20 protein-coding genes and 1 pseudogene are annotated in these 23,937 nt (G+C 40.6%); 17 read left to right on the top strand and 4 right to left on the bottom strand.

Going from position 1 to position 23,937, the window contains the following annotated elements; translation table 11 throughout:
- The first annotated feature begins 41 nt into the window (after positions 1–41).
- The 3 genes from BMX21_RS17570 (at position 42) to BMX21_RS17560 (ending at position 3,767) form a co-directional block, all read left to right on the top strand.
- Positions 42–878, top strand: a complete 837-nt coding sequence (locus BMX21_RS17570; protein WP_092046393.1) for a hypothetical protein — start codon at positions 42–44, stop codon at positions 876–878.
- Positions 878–1,828 (top strand): aldo/keto reductase, encoded by a 951-nt coding sequence (locus BMX21_RS17565; RefSeq protein ID WP_092046390.1) that lies wholly within the window; start codon positions 878–880, stop codon positions 1,826–1,828. The genes BMX21_RS17570 and BMX21_RS17565 overlap by 1 nt, the downstream gene beginning before the upstream one ends.
- A gap of 610 nt (positions 1,829–2,438) precedes the next feature.
- On the top strand, positions 2,439–3,767 hold the full coding sequence (locus BMX21_RS17560) for an ATP-binding protein (protein WP_092046388.1): 1,329 nt from the start codon (positions 2,439–2,441) through the stop codon (positions 3,765–3,767).
- A gap of 108 nt (positions 3,768–3,875) precedes the next feature.
- Here BMX21_RS17560 and BMX21_RS17555 read toward each other — a convergent pair whose 3' ends face one another.
- A complete protein-coding gene (locus BMX21_RS17555; RefSeq protein ID WP_092046385.1) occupies positions 3,876–4,955 on the bottom strand; it encodes a hypothetical protein in 1,080 nt (359 codons plus the stop codon).
- Positions 4,956–5,562: 607 nt separating this feature from the next.
- Between BMX21_RS17555 and BMX21_RS17550 the strand changes: the two genes are divergently transcribed.
- Entirely contained in the window at positions 5,563–8,130 is a 2,568-nt protein-coding gene (locus BMX21_RS17550) for a clostripain-related cysteine peptidase (RefSeq protein ID WP_092046383.1), read from the top strand.
- Between the two features lie 179 nt (positions 8,131–8,309).
- Here BMX21_RS17550 and BMX21_RS17545 read toward each other — a convergent pair whose 3' ends face one another.
- Positions 8,310–9,086 (bottom strand): flavin reductase family protein, encoded by a 777-nt coding sequence (locus tag BMX21_RS17545; RefSeq protein WP_092046380.1) that lies wholly within the window; start codon positions 9,084–9,086, stop codon positions 8,310–8,312.
- Positions 9,087–9,501: 415 nt separating this feature from the next.
- Between BMX21_RS17545 and BMX21_RS17540 the strand changes: the two genes are divergently transcribed.
- The 7 genes from BMX21_RS17540 (at position 9,502) to BMX21_RS17510 (ending at position 18,392) form a co-directional block, all read left to right on the top strand.
- Positions 9,502–10,569 carry a GntR family transcriptional regulator gene (locus BMX21_RS17540; protein ID WP_242952959.1) on the top strand — a complete coding sequence of 356 codons (1,068 nt, stop codon included), beginning with the start codon at positions 9,502–9,504 and terminating at the stop codon, positions 10,567–10,569.
- 78 nt (positions 10,570–10,647) lie between these two features.
- Positions 10,648–12,150, top strand: a complete 1,503-nt coding sequence (gene araA / locus BMX21_RS17535) for an L-arabinose isomerase (RefSeq protein ID WP_092046374.1) — start codon at positions 10,648–10,650, stop codon at positions 12,148–12,150.
- A 271-nt stretch (positions 12,151–12,421) separates the two neighbouring features.
- Positions 12,422–14,014 carry a xylulokinase gene (locus BMX21_RS17530; protein WP_092046372.1) on the top strand — a complete coding sequence of 531 codons (1,593 nt, stop codon included), beginning with the start codon at positions 12,422–12,424 and terminating at the stop codon, positions 14,012–14,014.
- 179 nt (positions 14,015–14,193) lie between these two features.
- Positions 14,194–14,904, top strand: a complete 711-nt coding sequence (locus BMX21_RS17525) for an L-ribulose-5-phosphate 4-epimerase (RefSeq protein ID WP_027203628.1) — start codon at positions 14,194–14,196, stop codon at positions 14,902–14,904.
- Positions 14,905–15,031: 127 nt separating this feature from the next.
- Entirely contained in the window at positions 15,032–15,865 is an 834-nt protein-coding gene (locus BMX21_RS17520; protein ID WP_022754140.1) for a transketolase, read from the top strand.
- 10 nt (positions 15,866–15,875) lie between these two features.
- Positions 15,876–16,817: a transketolase family protein gene (locus tag BMX21_RS17515; RefSeq protein ID WP_022754141.1), complete on the top strand. Its 942-nt coding sequence runs from the start codon at positions 15,876–15,878 to the stop codon at positions 16,815–16,817.
- A 711-nt stretch (positions 16,818–17,528) separates the two neighbouring features.
- On the top strand, positions 17,529–18,392 hold the full coding sequence (locus BMX21_RS17510; protein WP_092046369.1) for a hypothetical protein: 864 nt from the start codon (positions 17,529–17,531) through the stop codon (positions 18,390–18,392).
- A 94-nt stretch (positions 18,393–18,486) separates the two neighbouring features.
- Here BMX21_RS17510 and BMX21_RS17505 read toward each other — a convergent pair whose 3' ends face one another.
- Positions 18,487–19,611 (bottom strand): helix-turn-helix domain-containing protein, encoded by a 1,125-nt coding sequence (locus BMX21_RS17505; RefSeq protein WP_092046367.1) that lies wholly within the window; start codon positions 19,609–19,611, stop codon positions 18,487–18,489.
- 336 nt (positions 19,612–19,947) lie between these two features.
- Between BMX21_RS17505 and BMX21_RS19580 the strand changes: the two genes are divergently transcribed.
- The 6 genes from BMX21_RS19580 (at position 19,948) to BMX21_RS17475 (ending at position 23,694) form a co-directional block, all read left to right on the top strand.
- Entirely contained in the window at positions 19,948–20,154 is a 207-nt protein-coding gene (locus BMX21_RS19580; RefSeq protein WP_207647651.1) for a DUF1016 N-terminal domain-containing protein, read from the top strand.
- Between the two features lie 426 nt (positions 20,155–20,580).
- Positions 20,581–21,075 (top strand): NUDIX domain-containing protein, encoded by a 495-nt coding sequence (locus BMX21_RS17495; protein WP_092046365.1) that lies wholly within the window; start codon positions 20,581–20,583, stop codon positions 21,073–21,075.
- A 27-nt stretch (positions 21,076–21,102) separates the two neighbouring features.
- Entirely contained in the window at positions 21,103–21,819 is a 717-nt protein-coding gene (locus BMX21_RS17490; protein WP_092046362.1) for an HAD family hydrolase, read from the top strand.
- Between the two features lie 10 nt (positions 21,820–21,829).
- Entirely contained in the window at positions 21,830–22,549 is a 720-nt protein-coding gene (locus BMX21_RS19800; RefSeq protein WP_143057287.1) for a C15 family peptidase, read from the top strand.
- 36 nt (positions 22,550–22,585) lie between these two features.
- Complete coding sequence (locus BMX21_RS17480; RefSeq protein ID WP_092046360.1) at positions 22,586–23,368, top strand: class I SAM-dependent methyltransferase; 783 nt, start codon at positions 22,586–22,588, stop codon at positions 23,366–23,368.
- A 32-nt stretch (positions 23,369–23,400) separates the two neighbouring features.
- The gene (locus tag BMX21_RS17475) at positions 23,401–23,694 is read left to right on the top strand and encodes a hypothetical protein (protein ID WP_092046358.1); all 294 of its coding nucleotides are present in this window, start codon (positions 23,401–23,403) and stop codon (positions 23,692–23,694) included.
- A 48-nt stretch (positions 23,695–23,742) separates the two neighbouring features.
- Here the strand turns inward: BMX21_RS17475 and BMX21_RS17470 are convergent.
- Positions 23,743–23,937: pseudogene (locus BMX21_RS17470) on the bottom strand (ATP-binding protein); the annotation flags it as partial.

Here is a 23,937-nt window from a genome sequence, read left to right as displayed (position 1 = left end):
GCAGATATAATTGCATCATAATGATTTCGGGAGGGCTATTTATGAAGTATATGACTTTCAATTCTTCATGTACATATGCCGGTTTAGCAAATATGCTCATGGAGAAAAACATTGATGTCGAAGATTATGAGATTGCGTTGGAGATGAAACTTCCATTTTTTATTGAAAGGAATGAGGATGGTTTCTCGACCGGCCCGCTTTTGCAGTCTAAAAAATGGTTTGATCTATATTTGAATCCCCGCGGATTTGAGATGGTTGAAGACTGGGTAGACAACACAGAAATGTTTGACTTTCTGCAAACAAAGGACCAAGCTTTGCTTGGTATAAGAATGCAGAATGGACGTAACGCCTATCATGCAGTTGTATATCGAGGAATGAAAGAAGGAAAAGAGGAATTTATCAACAACAAACATGAAGGTAGCACAGAACCTGATAAGTTCAAATTCACCAGAGATGAACTTATCAATTGTTTACGAGATAAGACCAGAGTTGGTACTTTGAAAACATGTATTAAGAAAGAAGCGGATTTGAAGCCGTTGTTGGAACAGTCTATACAAAATCTGTGCGATTTACAAAGCGAATTCGACGAATTCTGTAAAATACCCAGAACAAATGCAGAAATATTGGAAAAAGAGGAAGGATTGTTTCGACCGATACTGCTTGATGGGCCTTCGATGATGAAGTTACTGAGACAGAATGAATTGTATGAAGACATGCGAACACTACAAAAGGTATTTGTTGACATTGCTTTTAAAGAAAAAGCGGATAATATACTGCTGGCTGAACGTTTTGACATGGATCTGCTTCATAGTATATGTGAAAGATGGCGTATCCTAATTAGTCAGAAATTGAAATTTTTAACAAGAGGGATGAATTAATGCGAATAAAAGGATATTCAAATAAAGAAATGTCAAGAATTGCGCTGGGAACACATCTCGGTGATGCAAATGACGAAGTATCCGCTTCGTATCGGAATGCTATCAAATATGCTGTACAAAATGGTATCTATACTATTGATGGAGCAATCAATTATCGAGGTATGCGCTCGGAAAAGGATGAAGGAATTGCCATTAGAGAGCTTATTGAAAGTGGAGTTATTAAGAGGGAGGATATTTTTGTAACTTCTAAGGCCGGTTTACTGTTTGGGGATATAACCGAGAGAATGAATCCAAAGATGTATCTTGAAAATATCTTAAAACCGCAGGGGATAACAGAATCAGATTTTTCTGAATATGACGGTCTTAGACAAACTTTAAATCCGGCATTTTACGAGATTGCGCTTAATAAGAGCTTAGAAAACCTTGGCCTTGAAACTCTTGATCTGCACTACATCCATATTCCGGAAATCACACGTGCCGGAATGGATGAAACAATTTTCTATGATGAAATGGAGAAGCTGTTTGCCTGGTATGAGGGTAAGGTGACGGAAAATAAGATCAGAAATTATGGTATCGCTCTTGAATTTATGGGAGAAGAACCGGAGGATGTAAAGTGGCACTTTGAGCTTGAAGAGTTGAAAAGACGTGTGGACAAAGTAGCTGGCGGGAAAAGCCATTTAAAGTACGTTATTTTTGAGTACAACATGCTTTGCCCTTATCCTCGGACAGTACTTAGCCAGCATGTTGATGGCGAAGCATTGACTCTTGCCGAGGCATGTCACAAGCTGGGCTTTAAGACCGTAGCAAGTATGCCTCTAGCTATGGGTGATGCGTTAAAAGAACACTCCCTAAATGAACTTTTGGAATTTGCTTTGGATGGTTGTGACCATATAATTGTCGGTAGCAAAAATACAGATCACATAAAAGAACTGCTTTCATTTTTAGAGTAGTGCGAGGGGTTCCCTAGGGGGTTCCCTTTCGGGAGACGGTGCCAGAACCTCCTTTCTTGCTGGTTTTGTGAGATTCTGAAATAATTCAAGTCCCATCTTCCGCATCTGGTTGAAAGTCTAGAAACTTTGGGAAATCAAAGTTTCTAGACTTTTTTATATTATGATGCAAAATCTTCCACAGTGCTATAATTCCCTTAATCTAACAATTAAACACAATTCAATGGAATTATAAAAACAAATCATCTGTTGTTACGACTGCTTGGATTGCATTCTGATATGGATCTGTTTCACAGAGTGTGCAAAAGATGGTACACTCTGATCAGGCAAGAATTGTTCCATTCTCGCTTCCCATAGGATAGAAGAGCTCAGAGTGGTCTGCATTATCATGGATTTCAAGAATCCATATCCCACATTACATCACTACTTGCGCTAAATTCCTCGCGAGTCATCCAGAACACTGCCCCTTCTTCAAATGAGCGAAGGCTTTGTACATCAAGTTGTTAAGGTCAAAAATAACGATTTTGTACCATATAGCAAAAAATAAAATTGACGATTTTGTTGAAAAAGCCTAAAATAAAAATGACGATTTTGAGAAAGAGGAATTCTAATTATGTTTAAACGTAAAATATATAATCAATTATTAGAATGGAAAAAGGAATCAAATGGCAAAACGGCTATTATGGTAGAGGGACCACGAAGAGCCGGCAAATCTACAATCGTTGAAGAGTTCGCGAGAAATGAGTACAAAAGTTACATTTTGGTAGATTTCTTTACGGCTTCACCTGAGACAAAGGCGTTATTTGATAATCTTTCTGATCTAAATTACATTTTTCTGCAGCTTCAACTTACATATCAAGTGAGTCTTACGAATCGGGAATCCTGTATTGTGTTTGATGAGGTGCAACTCTGTCCTAAAGCCCGACAGGCGATTAAGGCTTTGGTGAAAGATGGAAGGTATGACTATATCGAGACCGGTTCATTAATATCGATACGTAAGAATGTAAAAGATATTCTGATTCCCAGTGAAGAAGAAAAGATACACATGTATCCTATGGACTTTGAAGAATTCAGGTGGGCATTAGGGGATGAAGTTACCGTTCCGATGTTAAGGCAGTTTTATGAAGCAAAAAGGCCTTTAGGACAGGCCGCACTTCGAAAGATAATGCGAGACTTCAGGCTGTATATGCTGGTGGGTGGTATGCCGCAGGCAGTAGCAAGTTATATAAATACTAATGATTTTAGTAAAGTAGATAAAGTCAAAAGGGATATATTGACGTTATATGAGGATGATTTTCGCAAGATAGATCCAACTGGAAAAATATCCATGCTATTTGATTCAATCCCGGCTCAATTGACAGGAAATGCGTCAAGATACCAAGTATCAAGTGTTTTATCTGGGAATAGAGCCGCAGATATTTTGGATCAGATTGCTGAAATGAATAATTCCGGTACTGTAAACATAGCATATCATGCAAATGATCCAAACACAGGAATGGCTCAAAATAAGGATTTAACAATGTTTAAGCTATTTACCGCCGATACCGGGCTTTTTGTCACCCTGGCATTTAAAGATAAAACATTTACCGAGAATGATATATATTCAAGAGTGTTAAGCGACAAACTTCAGGCGAATCTGGGGTATCTTTATGAAAATGTAGTAGCACAGATGCTTGCGATTAACGGACACGAATTGTATTATCATACTTTTCTTAATCCGAAAACAAAGCATAATTATGAAGTGGATTTTATAATTGCTGAAAAAAACAAGATAACGCCAATAGAGGTGAAAAGTTCGGGATATAGGAGCCATTCATCGATAGATGCCTTTTGTGAAAAGTACTCGGCGAGAGTTGGAAGAAAACTGCTGCTATACACAAAAGATTTTCAGAAAGATGGCAATATGGAATTATGGCCGATTGTTATGACTCAGTTTCTGTGACTATTTATAACAACTGATAGATTCTATGAGCTTTATTACAGTCTGCAAAACATTTGGTGGTGGTTTGGTGGGAATACTCCCACCATTGACTTCATCACCCAGGGATCATTACATGTATATCACCAGCACATCGAATGTGTCACTGTTTTGGTCATTGAAGAAGTGAAAAGTAGTTGCGCCTTTTTTGACAGGAGTGAAGGTTACGACTATGGTTCCGTTGTCTGTGAAGTGATCGTCCCAGGAAGCAGAAATCCGCTTGTTGTCGCCCTGGAGGTTGCAGGTTCCGTAGAAATCCATAGTGACCTTGATTGTCACATCAGCTCCGCTTGTAGTGACCACATAGTTATCAGCGTAGAAGCGTCCTGAGCCTTCTTCGCCGGCTGTATCATATGTTTCGATATGCTCGGCTACCTGAATATCAGCTTCGTGCTCTTCTATATAAGAAGAGAACTCGGTGATCTCGTCGTCAAGCGCAAGGTTCCTGTCATTAAGATCATCGATCTGCCCATTTAGAGAAGCTATGACTTCTTCCTGAGAAGAAACTGTAGAGATTAGCTCGCTGTTTTGATCCTGAAGCTTATTTACAGATGCAGAGAGCATTTCAGTTCTTCTTTTGAGGTTATAGGTATATATGAAGCCAGAGCCGATAACTGTTAAGAGTAGCACCAGAGCGGCTGTAAGTGCGATGATAGTCTTTTTGTGAGTGACTCTTTTTATGATAGTTACTTCTGAATGGGCGTATGATTTTGATATATCTACAAGATTCCTGACAATATCAAGCACAGCCTTATGCCCCTCATTAGAAGCTTCTGCCTTCATAGATGCAATGATATAATCAGTAAACTCCTCATTCATTACCTCTTCCCAGTTTGCAGAAGCGAACTGAACTCTGGCACCAATATCCCTGAACTTTTCATAATAGGACATGATCTCATCGGAACACTTCTTGTAATCCTGATCTGAAGCGATGTCTTTTAGACTTTCAAGATATTCCGGCAGGATGTTATAGGCAAGCTTTGCATTATCCCCCATAACTGCCACAAGACAAGTCATAAGCCCTACAAGTATACGCTCTGCCGTCTTTCTATCACCATTTTCTTTTGGAAAAAGAAGCTTATTTGTGCATAAACTTTCAGAAGTATCAGATATAAGTTTTAGAATTTCTAAAGACTGAGTATTAAGATCCATAGCCCCCTAAATCCCCCTTTGAACTACAATTGTCATATGTAGCCCACTTAATTAAGTAACAAGCTATACAACAGATTAGCTACATGACTTTCAACATTATACCATAGGTAATTGATGGTTTTACCATCTAACTATACATGAATTATTATAATCAGCATCAGTTAAAACTAGAGTTTGCCGGATACAAATCCTCAAACGATATACAGTATTTTTGTGATATTATTAAAAGGTGAATATATATTTTTTAATAAACTATCCCAGACTTTCGGATTGGATGGTGAAGTATCCTAAAAGGCTTTGTAAGGTTAAGTGGTCCTATGGCGGACAGAATATAAACCATTACCACGCATTTAAACATTTTATAAAATTCTTGAGCGTGATAGATGGAGCTTTTTATTCTGCCCAGGGTCCACATGTTTGAGCGAAGCGAGTTTGGACCCTAGAATAAAAAGGTCCAGATATCATGCCATGAATTTATAAAATGGTTAATGCGTGGTAATGGTTTATATTCTGTCCGCCATAGGACCACTTAACCTTACAATGTCTTTTAGGATACTTCACCATCCAAGTCGGAAGTCTTAACCAAAATTTTAAAAAGAGGTTAATTATGGCAGATAAACGTCCACATTCAAGAACCAAAACACCATCTTCGGGAACAGGTCATGTCAGTAAAAGGGGCAGTGGTACAGGTCACGGTCAGGTCGGCAACATAGGAGGCCTTCACGGGCAGCAAGGCTCAGGCTCATCTTCTCGTCCGGGAGCATCTTTTGGATCATCTCACAAAAAAGGTAGCAGCTACGGCTCCGGAATGGGAGGTGGCTATTATGGCTCAGGTTCAGGCGGCCCTTCATATGGCGGCATGAAGATCCTTCCGTTACTTGTTATAGTTGCAGTTGTATTCTTTTTTGTAATGAGAGGATGTGGATCGGATTTCGTATCTTCTGATTATTACGGTCAGGATGCAGGTACTACCACATCTACCCAGGGTAGCGGAATAGGTGGAAGTTCATATCAGGGGACATCTTTTTCTACAACGGGGTCAGGTTGGATGACAACGCAGTCATCAGCTTATCAGGATACATCTATGTCAGCAGTTGATACATCCGTTGATGCATCAGCAAGAGATAAGTTCACTAAGATCAAAGGCGGCGGAGAAGACACTGTAACAGTAATGGTATACATGTGCGGAGCTGACCTTGAGTCAAGGAGCGGTATGGCAACCAGAGACCTTAACGAGATGGTCTATGCCGATATCTCTGACAAGGTCAATGTCATCGTAGAAACAGGCGGTGCCAAAAAGTGGCAGAATTCTGTAGTGAGCGCATCTACCAACCAGCGCTGGAAGGTTGAAAAGGGCGGTCTTAAAGCCCTTGATAAGAATGTTGGCAAGAAGCAGATGACGGATCCAGATACTCTCGTAGACTTTATAGAGTATGCCAAAGAGAACTACCCGGCAGACAGATATATGCTCATATTCTGGGATCACGGCGGCGGATCTGTATCAGGATATGGTTATGACGAACTGTATCCTAACAGGACCATGACAATAGATGAGATACAGACAGCTCTTAAAAAGACAGGTATAACCTATGACTTTGTAGGATTTGATGCATGTCTTATGGCTGGAATGGAGACAGCTATGGCTGTAGAGCCTTGCGCTGATTATCTTATCGCATCGGAAGAGACAGAACCAGGTACAGGCTGGTACTATACCAATTGGCTTACAGATCTTTCTAATAATACATCTATTGCTACAGTAGATCTTGCCAAGAGGATCATAGATGACTTCACATCAGCCAGTGCATCAGCATCATCAAGATCCAAGACAACTCTTTCTATAATAGATCTTGCAGAGTTCAAGGGAGTGATCCCTGATGTCCTTGCAGGTTTTGGTACAAGCCTTAATGCTCAGCTAAAGAGTGAAGATTACCAGCAAGTAGCCAAGGCAAGGAGCGATACAAGAGAGTTTGCAAGTTCATCTCATATAGATCAGGTGGATCTTGTCAACTTCTGTAATAACCTTGGAACAGATGAAGCAATGAAACTCGCTGATGCTGTCAAGGGATGTGTTAAGTACAATAAGACCTACAATGTGACCAATGCCTATGGAATGAGTGTATACTTTCCGTATAGTTCACTAAAGTCAGTGAATTCTATGGTCAAGATCTATGAAAACCTTGATATGGACGGATCATATTCGGATTCTATCAAGTCTTTTGCCACATTGGAATCATCAGGACAGATAGTTACATCTCAGGCTCCGCAGGGTACGGGACTGTTCGATGTACTGCTGGGAGGAACCGGATCATCGTCGTCTTCATCTTCATCGGTAGATCTTACCTCTATACTGATGCAGGCTCTGTCAGGATCTATGACCGGTACTAACAGTTCATATTCAGGTTCGGGATCTGGATACGGATCACTGCTTGACTATGCATCACTTCTTGGCGGAAGCGGAATAGTTAGCAGCGATTCAATATCAGATATAGCATCACTTCTTGGTAATAGAGCTGTGATCACTTCAGATGACCTTGCTCTTACAAGTAAGGGCGGTCAGGACGTAGTAACACTTTCAGATGAGCAGTGGGCCCAGATGAAGTCAGTAGGTCTGAACGTATTTGTAGATGATGGCGCCGGATATATAGATCTTGGAATTGACAATGTGGCATCTTACAACGATGACGGAGATCTTATAGTATCTTATGACGGAACCTGGATGGCTATAAACGGTCAGGTTGTTGCCTTCTATATATGTCAGGATGACTATGATGAAGAGACAGGATATTACTACACCATGGGATATATACCTGCTGAGCTTAACGGAGTATATGTCAACATCTTAGTTGAGTTTAGCTCTGATAATGAAGAGGGAGTCATACTAGGCGCAAGCGAAGTATATGAAGGAACGGATGGCGAGAAGACGTTCTCTACAGAAGGTAAAGGGATGATCGAGATCACAGAAGGAGATGAGATAGACTTCTTATGTGACTACTACTCATATGACGGAACGTTCCAGGATAGCTATTATCTAAATGATACGTCTCTTGTAGTGGGATCTGATGGCCTTTATATACAGACACTTACATTGGACAATGAAGGTATATATTATAGCTATAGACTAACAGATTATTACAATGCCAATTACTGGACACCTGTCAAGAAGCTGGAGGGATGATAGCGGGAGATTTTATTCTGCCTGCCCCCCTGCAAAGACTTTGTGAATGCTGGCCTGTCCAAGTGGGAAGTAGTTTGAGATCATGAGTATTACAAAAGCCTCCAAAAGTTAGAACAAACCTGACTTTTGGAGGCTTAATTATTGACACTGTATATACTAATTGCAGTATTTTGATTGTTTTAGTACTTATTATTAGAGGTTCTATTTCCTTTTTTGGGCTTTTCCTTACTTGCGTTTTTCCCAGATAGTGCTTTTTTTGAAGCTTTATCTTTTTTGCTTTTTTCACTATTTGCTTTTGCAAAGGAAGGATCTTTCTTTTGCTTTGCATTTTTGGCTGTCTGCAAAGGTTTACTTTTCTTATCTTTAGAAGAAGGGGTCTTGCTTTTGGCAGTCTTCTTCCTGACAGCGAAGCCGAAGGTTCCGAGCTTGTCACCGAGCTCTCTGTAAGTGCCATGCTCATAAGCGATCATACCTATGTCGTCCATATGGAATGCGTTCTTGTCATCCATATATCTGTCATCAACATGTACAGCTACAACCTCTGCAAGGAACATGTCATGAGTGCCAAGTGGCAATACCTGAGTGACTTTGCATTCGATAGACACAGGGGCTTCCTCGATCATAGGAGCTGATATTACAGAACTCTTGGCTGGTGTTAAGTGACACTCTTTGAACTTATCAACTTTACGCCCTGATGTGCAGCCGCAGTAGTCGCAGGCATGAGCCAGAGCTTTGTCCGGAAGATTTATAACGAAGCATCCGCTTTCTTTGATCATCTCATAGGAGTGTCTTTCTTTTCTTACAGAGATATATGCCATAGGCGGATCAGAACAGATGGTGCCGGTCCAGGCTATGGTTATTATATTGGGTTTACCATCAGTGCCCTGACAGCTGACCATCACGGCAGGAACAGGATATATAAAATTACCGGGTTTTGGAAATTGTATTTTGCTCATAACGATATTCCTTTCTGAGGAAAATGTTCTATGGATTAAGCATAACGAACCCTGAGACCATAAGTCAAGGGAGGCCCCGGAAGAGCCTCAGAAATGACCACAAGTGACGAATACAAGGGAATATTTTCTTATCTGGGATCAAGATAGATGACCTTTCGACTGCGCTGCTTAGGGGTATGTGACAGGCAAAGTTGTACATATACATCTTGCGAAAATTGTACATGATTTTTGCACATGTATTGTTGACAGCTACGCTACTGATATCTATTATAAAGATACAAGTTTGCACCACATGACAGCGGACTTGCAGATTTCTATATTAATTTAACTCAAAGTTATACCAATCAGCAAAAGTTGTACATGTATATGTTAAAAAGAATACAACTTTAAAAAATACAACACAATAAGGATGATTATGGCCAAATACCAGGAGATTGTCGGATGGATATCCGAGCAGATTGATAAGGGGGATTATCCTCCGGGGAGTAAGATCCCTTCTGAAAACGAACTATGCAGGAAGTTTGGTATCAGCAGACAGACTGTGCGTCATGCCATTGCCTATCTTATAGAAGAGGGCAAGCTCACAGCTGAAAGGGGAAGCGGAACCTATGTTAAGGGAGACTTCGTTGAGAACTCTTCCAAAAGGATCGCAGTAGTTACCACATACGTTGACAGTTACATATTCCCTAAGACGATTCAGGGAATTGAGAACAAGCTCACAGAGTATGGCTACACCATGCAGCTGTCCTTTACAGGTAACACTTTCACCAAGGAGAGAGCTATCCTTCAGGACATTCTTGATAACGGGGATGTGGCAGGTCTTATCATAGAGCCTTCCAGAAGCGCTCTTCCCAATCCCAACATAGATCTTCTTACTGAGCTTGACAGAAGGGGGACCAGGATCCTGTTCCTTAACAGCAACTATACGCAGCTTCCTTTTCCTCACGTATCCCTTGCGGATAAGGAATGCGCATATCATGCAGTAAGAGAGCTTATACAAGCCGGGCACTGCAGTATCGCATGTATCCTTAAGCTTGATGACAGGCAGGGACATGAGCGTTACAGCGGATATCTCAAAGCTATGATGGAAGCAGGTCTCCCTGTCAGGGATGAATGGGTTGTATGGCTTGATACAGATGATATCTCACATATGAAAGACAATTATGAAAGGATCCGCAGGAGATTTGAAGGCTGCACAGCGCTTTTTGCCTACAATGATCAGGTTGCAGTGGATGCAATAGGCATCCTACAGGCAGCAGGGATCAAGGTTCCGGGTCGTATGTCTGTTGTAAGTATGGATGATTCTGACATGGCCATGATGAACGGCCTTGCTCTTGACTCTGTCCCGCACCCCAAGGAGAGACTTGGAGCCAAGGCAGCAGAGAATATCATACATCTTATACATAACAAGGATTTCGAAGGAACATTTGAATTTGTAGAGGATGTGATCCAAAGAGGCTCTGTCAGGAGCATAAAGAAGTAAGCAGGAATCATAAAGACTTCACATACATTTTTTATCGTTCAATAAACCGCTTTTAGGTATTTTATAGGAGGAAAAGAAATGAAGCTTAACAAAAATTACAAGTTCTGGTTTGCAACCGGTTCACAGGATCTGTATGGTGATGAGTGCCTTAACAAGGTAGCAGCTCATTCTAAAGAAATAGTTGCAGGCCTCAATGCAAGCGGCAAGCTTCCCTTTGAAGTTGTCCTTAAGCCTACACTTATAAGTCAGGCATCTATAAGACAGACCTTCAATGATGCCAACAACGATCCTGAGTGCGCAGGCGTTATCACATGGATGCACACTTTCTCACCTGCCAAGATGTGGATACTGGGACTTCAGGAGTATCGTAAGCCCCTGTGCCATCTCCATACTCAGTTCAATGAAGAGATCCCGTATGACACAATTGACATGGACTTCATGAATGAGAATCAGTCAGCTCATGGTGACAGAGAGTATGGTCACATCGTATCCCGCATGGGTATCGAGCGCAAGATCATAGTAGGACACTGGCAGGATCCTGAAGTTGTAGAAGAGCTCTCAGGCTGGATGTACACAGCAGTTGGCGCTATCGAGTCATCACACATCCGTGTATGCCGCTTTGGTGACAACATGAACAACGTAGCTGTTACAGAAGGTGACAAGGTTGAAGCTCAGATCAAATTCGGCTGGGAGATCGACCACTACAACGTTAACGACCTTGTAGAGATCGTAGATGCTGTATCAGAATCAGATGTTAATGCACTTACAGATGAGTATTACTCCAAGTATAAAATCCTTCTTGAAGGTAGAGATGCTGATGAGTTCAGAAGACATGTAGCAGTTCAGGCTCGTCAGGAGATAGGACTTAGAAAGTTCCTTGAGGACAATGATTATCACGCAGTAGTAACACACTTTGGCATGCTCGGCGGTCTTAAGCAGCTCCCGGGACTTGCTATTCAGAGACTTATGGAAGATGGATACGGCTTCGGTGCAGAAGGTGACTGGAAGACAGCAGCACTTGTACGTCTCATGAAGCTTATGACAGCTGGCAAGAAGGATGCCAAGGGCACATCATTCATGGAAGACTATACATACAACTTCGTTAAGGGCAAAGAAGGTATACTCCAGGCCCACATGCTTGAAGTATGTCCATCTATAGCTGACGGAGAGATTTTTATCAAGGCTTGTCCTCTTTCTATGGGTAATAGAGAAGATCCTGCACGTCTTGTATTTACAGCTAAGGAAGGAAAAGGCATTGCTTGCTCACTTATAGACCTCGGTCACAGATTCCGTCTTATCATCAATGCTGTTGATGTTAAAAAGACTGAAAAGCCTATGCCAAAACTTCCAGTAGCAACAGCTTTCTGGACACCTGAACCTGACCTTAAGACAGGAGCAGCTGCATGGATCCTTGCAGGCGGAGCTCATCATACATCATTCTCATATGACCTTACAGCTCAGCAGATGGTAGATCTTGCAGATGCATTTGGCATAGAGAGCGTTGTAATTGACAAAGACACCGATCTAAAGAGCCTTAAGAACGAGCTTAGATGGAATGAGATGTTCTTTTCAAGACGCTGATAGATATTGATGATTTCTTGAACGTAAATTACAGAAACTCGCATTTACTGCAGTTTTCGTGATTCGATGAATCTGTAGTATTTGGATAATAAATATGTAATTAATATATTCCGGGAAAATAAATATCTTTTCCCGGAATATATAGCTCAAACCTAGGCCTCATGCTACGAGCAAAGGAAGTGGCTAATGGTTCAAATTGGTAGAGATAGAGGTATTAATTTGGAAGTTTTGAGCATATAAATGGTATTGAAAGAAGATATAAGGAGAGACTATGAGTAGCGAAATAATCAAAAGCGGTAAGACAGTAGTTGGAATAGAGTTTGGTTCTACCAGGATCAAAGCTGTTCTGACCGATATGGATCACAACGTGATCGCACAGGGAGGACACACCTGGGAGAACAGACTTGAGAACGGAATCTGGACCTATTCACTTGATGATATATGGTCAGGACTTCAGGACTGCTACAAGAATCTGGCAGCTGATGTCAAAGAAAAATATGGCGAAGACCTTACAAATATAGGTGCACTTGGCTTCTCTGCCATGATGCACGGCTATATGGCATTTGATAAAGATGGCAACCTTCTTGTACCATTCCGTACATGGAGAAATTCTATAACACAGGAAGCTTCCGAGAAGCTTACAGACCTCTTTGGATATCACATCCCTCAGAGATGGTCTATCGCACACCTGTATCAGGCGATTCTTAACGGCGAAGAGCATGTCAAGGATATTGCCTTTGTTACAACTCTTGCAGGATACATCCACTGGCAGATGACTGGTGAGAAGGTTATCGGTATTGGCGATGGTTCAGGTATGTTCCCTATCGACTCTTCCATCAAGGACTATAACCAGAAGATGCTGGATCAGTTCGATGAGCTTATAGCTGACAAGAACCTCCCTTGGAAAATAAGAGACATCCTTCCCAAGAACCTTGTAGCAGGAGAAAAGGCAGGAGTTCTCTCAGAAGATGGTGCTAAGAAACTTGATGTAAGTGGCATGCTTCAGGCCGGCTGCCCTGTATGCCCTCCTGAAGGAGACGCAGGTACAGGCATGGTAGCAACCAACTCAGTTGCTAAGCGTACAGGTAACATCTCTGCAGGTACATCAGTATTCTCAATGGTAGTACTTGAGCATGATCTTAAGAAGGCTCACGACGAACTTGACCTTGTAACAACTCCTGATGGAGAGCAGGTCGCAATGGTACACTGCAACAACTGCACATCAGATCTTAATGCATACGTAGGCCTCTTTAGAGAGTTCGCTCACCTTACAGGCAACGACATAAGCGACAACGACCTCTATGGCAAGCTCTATCTCAACGCTCTTGAAAACGGCGATGCAGATTGCGGCGGCCTTATGGCATACAACTACGTATCAGGTGAGAATATCACAGGATTTAATGAAGGAAGACCCCTCTTTGTACGTCGTCCTGATGCCAAGATGAACCTTGCCAACTTTATGCGTACACACCTTTATACAGCACTTGGTGCTCTTAAAGCAGGTAATGATATCCTTATGAAGGAAGAAGGCGTTCAGGCTGACTATTTCTATGGCCAGGGCGGATTCTTCAAGGTTAGAGGCGCAGGTGACAGAGTCATGGCAGCAGCTCTTAACACAGAGATCCGTATGATGGAGACAGCAGGTGAAGGTGGACCATGGGGCCAGGCTATACTTGCATCCTTCATGCTGGAAAAAGAAGACGGAGAGAGCCTTGAAGCTTACCTTGCTAATAAGGTATTCAAGGAAGGCAAGGTTGAATCCTGCATGCCGAATGCAGAGGATGTAAAGGGCTTTGATAAGTTCATGGAAGACTACCTTGCAGTACTTCCTGCAGAGCGCGCTGCGGTCGAGACACTTAAATGATGATTAGGCTTGCATCCATGCAAACCAATACAATCACCATTTAAGTGTAGTCACATCCTGTAACGGACACTTAAATAAAGACTAATCTCACATCCATGTGAGATTAAGAAGTCTTCATTTAAGTGTAGTCACGTCCTGTGACGGACACTTAAATGATATATATAGGAGAAATAAAGGATATGTTAGAAGAGTTAAAAAAGAAAGTTTATGAGGCGAATATTCTTTTGCCAAAGTATGGTCTTGTTACATTCACATGGGGCAATGTATCTGAGTTCGATCCTGAGACAAGGCTCTTTGTAATAAAGCCAAGCGGCGTTGATTATGATGTTATGAAGCCTGAAGATATGGTTGTTATGGATCTTGATGGCAACAAGGTTGAAGGTGATCTTAACCCTTCATCTGATACACCTACACATGTTGAGATCTACAAGGCTTGGGCAGATAAGGGTGTAAAAGGCATCGTACATACTCACTCATCCTATGCAACAAGCTGGGCTCAGGCTGGCCGCGGCATTCCTTGCTATGGTACAACTCACGCTGACTACTTCTACGGCGAGATCCCTTGCGTCAGATGCCTTACCAAAGAAGAGATAGAAGATGCATATGAAGAGAACACAGGACATCTTATTGTTGGTGAATTCGAGCGTATGGGCAAAGATCCTATCGCTGTTCCTGCAGTACTGTGCAAGAACCACGGCGTATTCTCATGGGGCAAAGATGGCAATGAAGCTGTACACAACTCAGTTGTAACAGAAGAAGTTGCCAAGATGGCTTACAGATGTGAGACGATTAATCCTCGTGTACAGCCTGCACCTCAGGAGCTTCAGGACAAGCACTATTATCGCAAGCATGGTGCCAATGCATATTATGGCCAGTCCAAAAAATCGTAACGTCTTTGTCAATATGACAAAAACTCGTAAATAATTGGCAAGAAATACATGGACGTATCTGTATACATGTGTTAAAGTTGTAACGGTTATAGATAGTACTTTACAAGTGAATTAAAGGAGAATAACTATGACAAACAAGGAACTTCAGAAAACAGCTAACGAAGTCCGTAAGGGTATTGTTACAGCGGTTCATGCAGCAGGCGCAGGACATCCGGGTGGATCACTGTCTGCAGCAGATATTTTTACATATCTGTATTTTGAGGAGATGAACATCAATCCGGAGAAGCCCGCAGATCCTGATCGTGACCGTTTCGTTCTTTCAAAGGGACACACAGCACCGGGACTTTACTCTGCAATGGCTCAGCGTGGATACTTCCCGGTAGAAGAGCTTACAACACTGCGTAAGCTTGGATCAAGACTTCAGGGACATCCAAGTATGCAGTATCTTCCGGGTCTTGATATGAGCAGCGGATCTCTTGGACAGGGTATCTCTGTTGCTTGCGGAATGGCACTTTCTGCTAAGCTTAACAATAAGGACTACAGAACTTACACACTGCTTGGTGATGGTGAGATTGAAGAAGGACAGGTTTGGGAAGCAGCTATGTTCGCTGGATTCCGTAAGCTTGATAACCTTGTTGTCATCGTAGATAACAATGGTCTTCAGATTGACGGACCTATAGATGAGGTTTGCTCACCTTATCCTATCGATAAGAAATTCGAAGCATTTAACTTCCATGTGATCAATGTTGATGCTCATGACTTTGACGCACTTCGTGCAGCATTCAAAGAAGCTAGAGAAACTAAGGGTAAGCCTACAGCAATCATAGCTCACAGCCTTAAAGGTAAGGGCGTTTCCTTCATGGAAGGCCAGGTTTCATGGCACGGCGTAGCACCTAATGATGAAGAGTATGCAAAGGCTATGGACGATCTTAACAAGATCGGCGAAGCACTTGAGGCTTGAGGAGGTTAAGATGAGCGAAGTAAAGAAGATTGCGACTAGAGATAGTTATGGTAAGGAACTTATAGAGCTTGCTAAGGTTAATGACAAGGTAGTTGTCCTTGATGCTGACCTTGCAGCAGCAACAAGAACCGGCTGGTTCAAGAAGGAATTCCCTGATCGTCACATTGACTGCGGTATCGCAGAGAGCAACATGATGGGCGTTGCAGCAGGACTTGCAACAACAGGCATGATCCCATTCGTAAGTACATTTGCTATGTTCGCTACAGGACGTGCTTTTGAGCAGGTTCGTAACTCAATCGGTTATCCACATCTTAACGTTAAGATCGGTGGAACTCACGCAGGAATCACTGTAGGTGAAGACGGCGCTAGCCATCAGTGTAATGAAGACCTTGCACTTATGCGCACAATCCCTGGTATGGTTGTTATGTGCCCTGCAGATGATATCGAGGCAAGAGCCTGTGTAAGAGCAGCAGCTGAGCATGTAGGCCCTGTATATATCAGATTCGGCCGTGCAGCTTGCCCTGTTGTTAATGACAGACCTGATTACAAGTTCGAGCTTGGTAAGGGAACACTCCTTCGTGAAGGTAAGGACGTAAGTATCATCGCTACAGGTATCGGCGTAGGCGCAGCTCTTGAAGCAGCGGAAAAGCTGTCTGCAGAAGGTATCGAAGCAGAAGTTGTTAACATCTGCACTATCAAGCCTATCGATAGAGAGCTTGTAGTTGCAACAGCTAAGAAGACTGGCAAGGTTGTAACAGTAGAAGAGCACTCAGTAATAGGCGGTCTTGGAAGCGCTGTATGTGATGTTCTCTCAGAAGAGTGTCCTACAGTTGTTAAGAAGATCGGTATGCAGGATAGATTCGGTGAGTCCGGATCTGCAGCAGCTCTTGTCAAGAAGTATGGTCTTGACGGAGAAGGCGTATACAACTCTGTAAAAGAGTTCCTTAAATAATTTGGTTCGCCAGAGATATAAGTTTTAATTAAAGCCAAAAAAGCCGGAGAGAATCTGACTTTTTTGGCTTTTCCTTTTAATTGGTAAACTCCATAAAGTGGCGTTGCGAGCTCCACCACTTAGGTCTTTAGTCACTCGCGACAAGAGGTTAATAATGAATAATAAGCTTTTTCCAATTGAGACCAGATACTTTAAGTTGATGCCCTGTGATGTAAAAGAATACTTGGGGAAGTGGAATAGGATATCTTCTCGACAAGAAAACAAACATTCGCAAAGAAAAGTGATTCATAATTCACAAATTAAAAACGACTAGGTTACAGAGCATTTCAGAGGATGGCAGTTGATAAATGAGAATCCTATACAAGTCTGTATTGCGATTGATAATTATTGCAATAGCGATAGTTACTGTGATAAAATTATTGCGTAAATGACTTGACAGATATAGGAGAAACGGCGCATGATTTCACATCACATCACATCACATCACATCACGTCACATCACATCACGTAACAGCACATGTCATAGTGTTTCAGGTGAGCTTATTTATAGTGCAAAAATAGACAGTTAACGTCGGATTAGATATGGAAATTCCATAATCTGATTCGGCGTTTTTTATGCATAAAAATATAGGTGGAAAAAATTATTGAAAGATGAGTTCCAAATGAAAAGCTGTATTAACTCAAAAAATAAAATGTAGGAGGGAAATGGTAATGCTCAAAATGAAAAAAATTCTTAGTTTTTGTTTGGTATTATTATTGGTAGTCACAGCTTTTAGAGGCTTAAGCATAACTGTTGAAGCTGTATCTACTACATTCACGTATAATGTTACAGTTACAAATGTAGATAATAATTATATCGATTCGGATATTTATCATGTTGCGCCAGGTACTGATGTTACTTTTGAGGTATATATTACTAATAACACAGGAAAGTCTCTTTATGATTCATCAACTGTGAGTAATATTGCAGATGGCGATATCTATCATAAGACTGTAAACATGGCGGCACAACCCACCTATATTATGATTCCAATACAGCTAGAGGATACAAGTGTAAGCCCTCTAAAATCTGTTACTGTAAGAATTTATATTGTATGGGATGGCGTTGCACCAGCTCCTTCCGGTGGCTCTAATTCTTCCTCATCTGAAGAAAAGAGTGATGATATTAAGCCGCACACTCATAGTTATTATTGGGAAGATACAGTAGAAGCAACCGAGAATACAGACGGGGAAATAGTATATAGGTGTGAATGTGGTGATATCCTTTATCGTGTACCCAAAAGCGCATATTATGTATTTAATAAGAACACCATGGACAAGATAAAAAATGCAAAGCAAGGAGAAACTGTTAAAATAGAGACTTCCAAATGGATTTCATTCCATAAGATGGTAATGCAGGCTTTAGCCGACAGACCGGATGTAACCTTGGAGGTTAGCTTCCTTGATGGAGAATACAAAGGGAACAGAGTATCATTTACAATCCCTGCCGGAACAGATACTATGGCCCTTGTAGACGATAATGGCTATTCAGGATTCTTGTACCTGGCAGGTCAGTTTGGTTTAATATCAAATTAAAAACACATCTTTTCGCTGTGCATACTAAAAGAAAAAACAGTTATTGCTTTTGGGGTAGGTACGCACCTCATGATTAGCAATAACTGTTTTTTGATCATATATCAATGCGATGTTCGCCTAAGCGGTTTCGAAGAGCATTGAACTGCTCATCGTCTCCAAAATAGTTTGATAGCTCATCGAGGCGATATGAAAGCATTTCTGTTTCTGTGCCAGAGAAGTATTTTCCGTTTCTTATCATGTCACTTGTAGCGAGGTCACAGAATGGTGATGTGAACTTGTACACTTTCTCCTTATCAAGTGAATCATAGTAAGTTGCCATCTTTTCTGCTTTAAGGAGATACTCAATAGCCTTCTCTTTTTGATTCAGCAGGGTATAAAGTTCAGCTATTCTTCGATAGTTCCAGCCAATCTTGCGAGAATACTCTAAGTAGTTACCATCTGGAATGATAGTCGTGAGAATGGTGTTTGCAGCTTCAATATATGCAAGCTTCTCTTCAGGCGACATGGAAGTAGTGAATCCATATTCTTTTTGAAAAGCAATTTTCACAAGTATATCAGAAATATAATTTGCCATATTTAAGATATTATCTTGAAGCTGTTTCTTCTTATCATTTCCAGACAGAATTTCTCCAAGCAGTACTTCTTTAGAATGAAGGATATCTGTCATGCTGTTTGCAATTTTAATAGCTTCATTTGTATTACCAGATTTCATGTAATAGGTAGATAACAGAGCAAGTGCTTTGGAACGATCTGTCTCATCTTTGCTCTCGTCAACAACTTTCTGACACAGCATACGTATCTGCTCAGAGAAGTTTTTATCGCGGTAAAGAGATATCTGCTTACTGTTTCCGCCTTCAAAAAGATCCATGACCTCTGCAAGATTAGTGCAAAAATGCAGGTCGCGAGGAAACATCTTTCTTGCTTCAAGCATCACTTCATATGCACCATCAAGGTCCCCTTCTTTTCTAAAATTCAGATATTTTTGTTCAAGCTCTGACTTTGTAATTTCAGATTCTTCATCTTCAAGACCGAATAAGTGATCAGTCGATACACCAAAGAATCTGGCTATAACAGGAATAAGGCTTATATCAGGTGTCGATATCCCATTTTCCCATCTGCTGATACTTTGAAATGAAACATTGAGTTCCTCCGCAAGCTTTTCCTGTGTCAGATTTTCTGCAATCCTTAGTTCTTTTATTTTTGTCCCCAAATTATTCATAATCTTCTCTTTTCTATTATTGCAATAATATTGTATTCAGCTGTAAGTAAAGTGTAGCAAAGAAAAAGCATGGATTACATATCAGCATACGTGAAAGTTTATTCTCATTATATGATATAAGCTGTTTCGAGAAATCATAGAATAAGTGAATAGAAGAAACTTAGTGCGTTCTAATCGTACAGAGAGCAGGTTTTAAACTATGAATTCAATGACAAATGCATATCCAAACGGTATAATTTGTGTATTGAGGCAACGGAGCAGAGTCTTATTATTTATATGGAGGAAGTAGCTGTGAAATCACAAATTGTGTTTTCATGGGTATGAGAGAAGTGGGTTATGGATCAGAAATATAGAGATGCGGTACACCTTATTAAAACGGCAATACTACAAAGTCAGTACGAGGCTGCAAAGTCTGCTAACGAAAAGCAGTTGATGCTCTATTATGGTATAGGGAAGTATATATCGCTTAATTCTCGACAATGTTTTTGGGGACAAGGAGCGATTGAAGCTATCAGCAGTCAATTGGAACGGGAATTACCGTGATTAAAAGGGTTTTCTGTAAGAAATTTAAGATATATGCGAACATTCTATGAAGAGTGGAGAATGTTAGATGAATGTGGAGATTTTGCACTTGAGGATAAGACTTCTAATTTGGCACTCGCGAGTGCCAAATTAGAAAGAGATTCTGATTCGGAAATTTGGCACTCACAAGTGCCAAATTTGGAAGTGTTCCCCTTTGATGACTATTTGAGTATTGGTTTTACTCATCATAGGGTAAACTGTTGTATATGACGGTCGAACACGCATGGAGTCTGGATTTCAGGCTCCTTTTTTGCTACTATAAAAAAGTGAAAAAGTCATAGTTGACTTAGCCCTTAGGGCATCTATTATTCTTTTTATTTATCATGTTAATTAAAGTTTGAATAAGTGAAGATAATCGCTATAGGCGCGGTAACAGGAGGAAAAGTAATGCTTTTCAAATATTGTGCAGAGTGCGGACATGAACTTGAAGATATAAAATGCGGAGACGATGATTGCAAGATATGTCCTTCCTGCAAAAGAATCTATGGAAGAAATCCCATTCCTGTTGTTGAAGTTCTGGTTGTAAATGAATTTAATGAGATACTTCTATTAAAGCAGAACTATATTTCTGAGGACAAGTGGACAGTTGTATCGGGCTATATGGTCGAGGGAGAGACCATAGAAGAAGCTGTTGTCAGAGAAGTAAAAGAAGAAACAGGACAGATAGTTACAAAATGCCAGTATGTTTCTAGCTATTACTTTGAGCCGAAGCAGCTGATCATGATAGGGTTCATAGCCTATGTAAATAAAGCAGAGTTTACTGATTCTATAGAGGTAGATGATCACAAGTGGTACAAAATAGATGAAGTAGATGATGTAATAGCTAGAGTAAATAATTGCTCTGGAATGCACTTTGATAAGTGCAGGGAGTATTTGAAATAAGAGACTTAGTGTAGGGAGTATTAACAAATGAATAAGCCTAAGATGATACTTTTTGATTATGGCCAAACGCTGGTTGCAGAAGAGAGATTCGATGGAGTAAAAGGCACATCGGCTGTAATCAGCCATGCTGTTGAAAACAAATATAATCTCACTGCTGCTGAAGTTCAAAAAGAAGCTGAAGCTATTAACAAAGAGCTTAAACGCTTCGATCCGATTATGAGGGCTGAGAACACAGTTGAAATTCCAAACCACATGTTTACAAAATATCTCTACGAATCTCAAGGAATTAAGCTTGATCTTTCTGCCGAAGAAATTGATCGTATCTTTTGGGATGCTGCTTCTCCAGGAAAACCCTCTGATGGAATTCAGGAATTTCTTGATTATCTATGGGCGAATAATATAAGAACCGCTGTGCTTAGTAATATCACCTATGCTGGATCTGTTGTAGAGGAAAGAATCAACAGGTTGTTCCCCGATAATCATTTTGAATTTATTCTTGCCACCAGCGAGTATCTTTTCAGAAAGCCTAATCCACGAATTTTTAAATTTGCTCTTGATAAAGCAGGGCTAGCTCCAGAGGATGTCTGGTATGTTGGAGATAATTACGCTTGTGATGCCGTTGGTGCTAGAAATTCAGGCATGTTCCCAGTTTGGTATCTTGGCGCAGTAGATTTTGATCAACCAGATCATGATGATGTAACTAAGATTACGTCATGGTCAGAGCTTAAAGAAATGTTGAAATAAGGGAAGTCACATGGCTACAAGGGAAGCATACATCGGCTTTAAAGGTCGAAACAATTCATCATCAATTCTTGTAAATGCATTATCACAGCAGCACTATCTACTGACTAATTCTTTTGTTGGGCTAAAGAGAGATATTGATAAGCTCCCTGCAGATTATGATGTGGTATATCTCTTTGGAGTGGATAAAAATCTGATAGGCTCATTTCGCATTGAGCAATGCGCGGAAAAAGATGGTATTCATCTGGTTACTAATCTTGATCTTAAGTCCCTTGCTGAAAAACTATCATCCAACGGAATAAAAAGTAAAATATCAAAAACACCGACACATTATCTTTGTAATGAAGCTTTTTGGCATTTACTTGAAAAATATCAGGGAAAAGCGGTGCTAATTCATATTCCAACGATAAAGAATTTTAACAACATTTTTGAAGAAATGACCTTTCCTGAGCATGAATATGATTCAGTACAGAATTACTTGAATAGATTGGGATATTGCTATACCACAAGAGTTTACAAAGAAGTCGGAAAATATAAAGCTGATAAATTATATATTGCACCATGGGGCGATATGCTGAAAATTGAAGAGGTAAAAGAATACCAGAAAGTATCAGATCGTCCTTTTTATAATGAGATGAGCGATGAAGAAAAAGCAGAAATCCGTAAATATTCTGAGGATATGAGGTTACCATATGAATTTATAAAGTTTTCCAGATTTTCATTAAGTAACTGATTACGACAAATTATCATTGGATGGAGAATAATAAAAATGGCAGCAGGTATAGGCATAGGTAAAGATTGGGGACAGGAAAAAGAATACTTACACAGCACAAGGCAGAATCTTTGGAATAATGATTATTTTGAGTTTCTTGTAAAGTGTGTATGGAAGCTTGATAAGCCGGTAAGAATTATAGACTTTGGTTGTGGCTATGGGTATCTGGCACAGATGATATTGCCATTAGTTCCGGAAGGTAGCACTTATAAGGGAATTGATATATCAAAAGATCTTATTGAAGATGCTAAAGGTATTTTCTCTGATCGTAAGGTAGAGGTATCATTCGAAGCTATGGATTTGAATGATTATGACCCTGTAGCTGAATATGATATAGCTATATGTCAGGCTGTGCTACGGCATCTTAATAATCCTGAAGATATAGTAAAAAAGATGACCCAATCTGTAAAGGAGAATGGTCTTGTAATATGCATTGAGCCAAGCAGACGCATGGAAAATGCAGGTATTTTCGTTGATGACGAGGCTTATGATCCGTTTGAAAACGATGAGTTCTTAAGACATAAGTGGCTATCAGAGGAAAAGGCTGGTGGAAGAGACTATCAAATAGGTATGAAAACTCCTGTAATTATGGAAAAGCTTGGATTAAAGGACATTGGCGTTAGAATCAACGATTACGTTGATTTCATTAGCGCAGGCAGAGAAGACTTTGAAGCAGAGAAAACAAGATTTACAAAAGACCTCGGATTGAATGGTAAATATATGGAAGCTAAGAGTTTCCTGGCAGCTAGATGTCATGTGATCTCTTTTGGCTATAAATAACGAAAAAGTGTAATGTGAAGGAGGTGTTTGTGATGATAGAAACAGCAATGGATAAACCAACTCCTAAAAAACCATATGTATCTCCGCTTAATATTACTGATGATATAAAGCAATTTACTGAGCGTAGGGAAAAACGAGCAAAAGAGCTTGGAATAGCTTTGTATGTTCTTGGCGCAGATAGAGAATCCGTTACTGAACTGCAGAAACTTGAAGATTCTATCATGGAAAACTTTATAGATCTTGATCTTGACGTTCCTGAAGAGATTAAAGAGAAATACCTTGTGAATATTCTTGTGCGGCGGAGCCGCCTATCCGGTGTGGCGTGAGCCACGTGTCCGGACAAGCGTGAGCCACCTTTATTTGTACCTTTACAATTACATACGGTCAGTTTCTGATAAACCATAAACCTCTCGCATGGAAAGATCCTTGGATGGATCTATTGGAACGATGTTGATGACGTATCCGTCATGTACGATACGATCCAGTATAGCATCTGCCAGAGGGGAAGCATCTCCTCCGAGCTGTTCATACCAACCCTCTTTTGTATATTGAGAGCAGAAGATGGTGGA

The sequence above is a fragment of the Butyrivibrio sp. TB genome (genome assembly GCF_900110805.1).
Taxonomy (GTDB): Bacteria; Bacillota; Clostridia; order Lachnospirales; family Lachnospiraceae; genus Butyrivibrio; species Butyrivibrio fibrisolvens_C.
This window is presented reverse-complemented; position numbering and strand designations above follow the sequence as displayed.

What these genes read in the sequence shown, in the direction of transcription:
- BMX21_RS17570 (WP_092046393.1), top strand. Translation starts at nt 42, where the DNA reads ATGAAGTATATGACTTTCAATTCTTCATGTACATATGCCGGTTTAGCA.
- BMX21_RS17565 (WP_092046390.1), top strand. Translation starts at nt 878, where the DNA reads ATGCGAATAAAAGGATATTCAAATAAAGAAATGTCAAGAATTGCGCTG.
- BMX21_RS17560 (WP_092046388.1), top strand. Translation starts at nt 2,439, where the DNA reads ATGTTTAAACGTAAAATATATAATCAATTATTAGAATGGAAAAAGGAA.
- BMX21_RS17555 (WP_092046385.1), bottom strand. Translation starts at nt 4,955, where the DNA reads ATGGATCTTAATACTCAGTCTTTAGAAATTCTAAAACTTATATCTGAT.
- BMX21_RS17550 (WP_092046383.1), top strand. Translation starts at nt 5,563, where the DNA reads ATGGCAGATAAACGTCCACATTCAAGAACCAAAACACCATCTTCGGGA.
- BMX21_RS17545 (WP_092046380.1), bottom strand. Translation starts at nt 9,086, where the DNA reads ATGAGCAAAATACAATTTCCAAAACCCGGTAATTTTATATATCCTGTT.
- BMX21_RS17540 (WP_242952959.1), top strand. Translation starts at nt 9,502, where the DNA reads ATGGCCAAATACCAGGAGATTGTCGGATGGATATCCGAGCAGATTGAT.
- araA (WP_092046374.1), top strand. Translation starts at nt 10,648, where the DNA reads ATGAAGCTTAACAAAAATTACAAGTTCTGGTTTGCAACCGGTTCACAG.
- BMX21_RS17530 (WP_092046372.1), top strand. Translation starts at nt 12,422, where the DNA reads ATGAGTAGCGAAATAATCAAAAGCGGTAAGACAGTAGTTGGAATAGAG.
- BMX21_RS17525 (WP_027203628.1), top strand. Translation starts at nt 14,194, where the DNA reads ATGTTAGAAGAGTTAAAAAAGAAAGTTTATGAGGCGAATATTCTTTTG.
- BMX21_RS17520 (WP_022754140.1), top strand. Translation starts at nt 15,032, where the DNA reads ATGACAAACAAGGAACTTCAGAAAACAGCTAACGAAGTCCGTAAGGGT.
- BMX21_RS17515 (WP_022754141.1), top strand. Translation starts at nt 15,876, where the DNA reads ATGAGCGAAGTAAAGAAGATTGCGACTAGAGATAGTTATGGTAAGGAA.
- BMX21_RS17510 (WP_092046369.1), top strand. Translation starts at nt 17,529, where the DNA reads ATGCTCAAAATGAAAAAAATTCTTAGTTTTTGTTTGGTATTATTATTG.
- BMX21_RS17505 (WP_092046367.1), bottom strand. Translation starts at nt 19,611, where the DNA reads ATGAATAATTTGGGGACAAAAATAAAAGAACTAAGGATTGCAGAAAAT.
- BMX21_RS19580 (WP_207647651.1), top strand. Translation starts at nt 19,948, where the DNA reads ATGGATCAGAAATATAGAGATGCGGTACACCTTATTAAAACGGCAATA.
- BMX21_RS17495 (WP_092046365.1), top strand. Translation starts at nt 20,581, where the DNA reads ATGCTTTTCAAATATTGTGCAGAGTGCGGACATGAACTTGAAGATATA.
- BMX21_RS17490 (WP_092046362.1), top strand. Translation starts at nt 21,103, where the DNA reads ATGAATAAGCCTAAGATGATACTTTTTGATTATGGCCAAACGCTGGTT.
- BMX21_RS19800 (WP_143057287.1), top strand. Translation starts at nt 21,830, where the DNA reads ATGGCTACAAGGGAAGCATACATCGGCTTTAAAGGTCGAAACAATTCA.
- BMX21_RS17480 (WP_092046360.1), top strand. Translation starts at nt 22,586, where the DNA reads ATGGCAGCAGGTATAGGCATAGGTAAAGATTGGGGACAGGAAAAAGAA.
- BMX21_RS17475 (WP_092046358.1), top strand. Translation starts at nt 23,401, where the DNA reads ATGATAGAAACAGCAATGGATAAACCAACTCCTAAAAAACCATATGTA.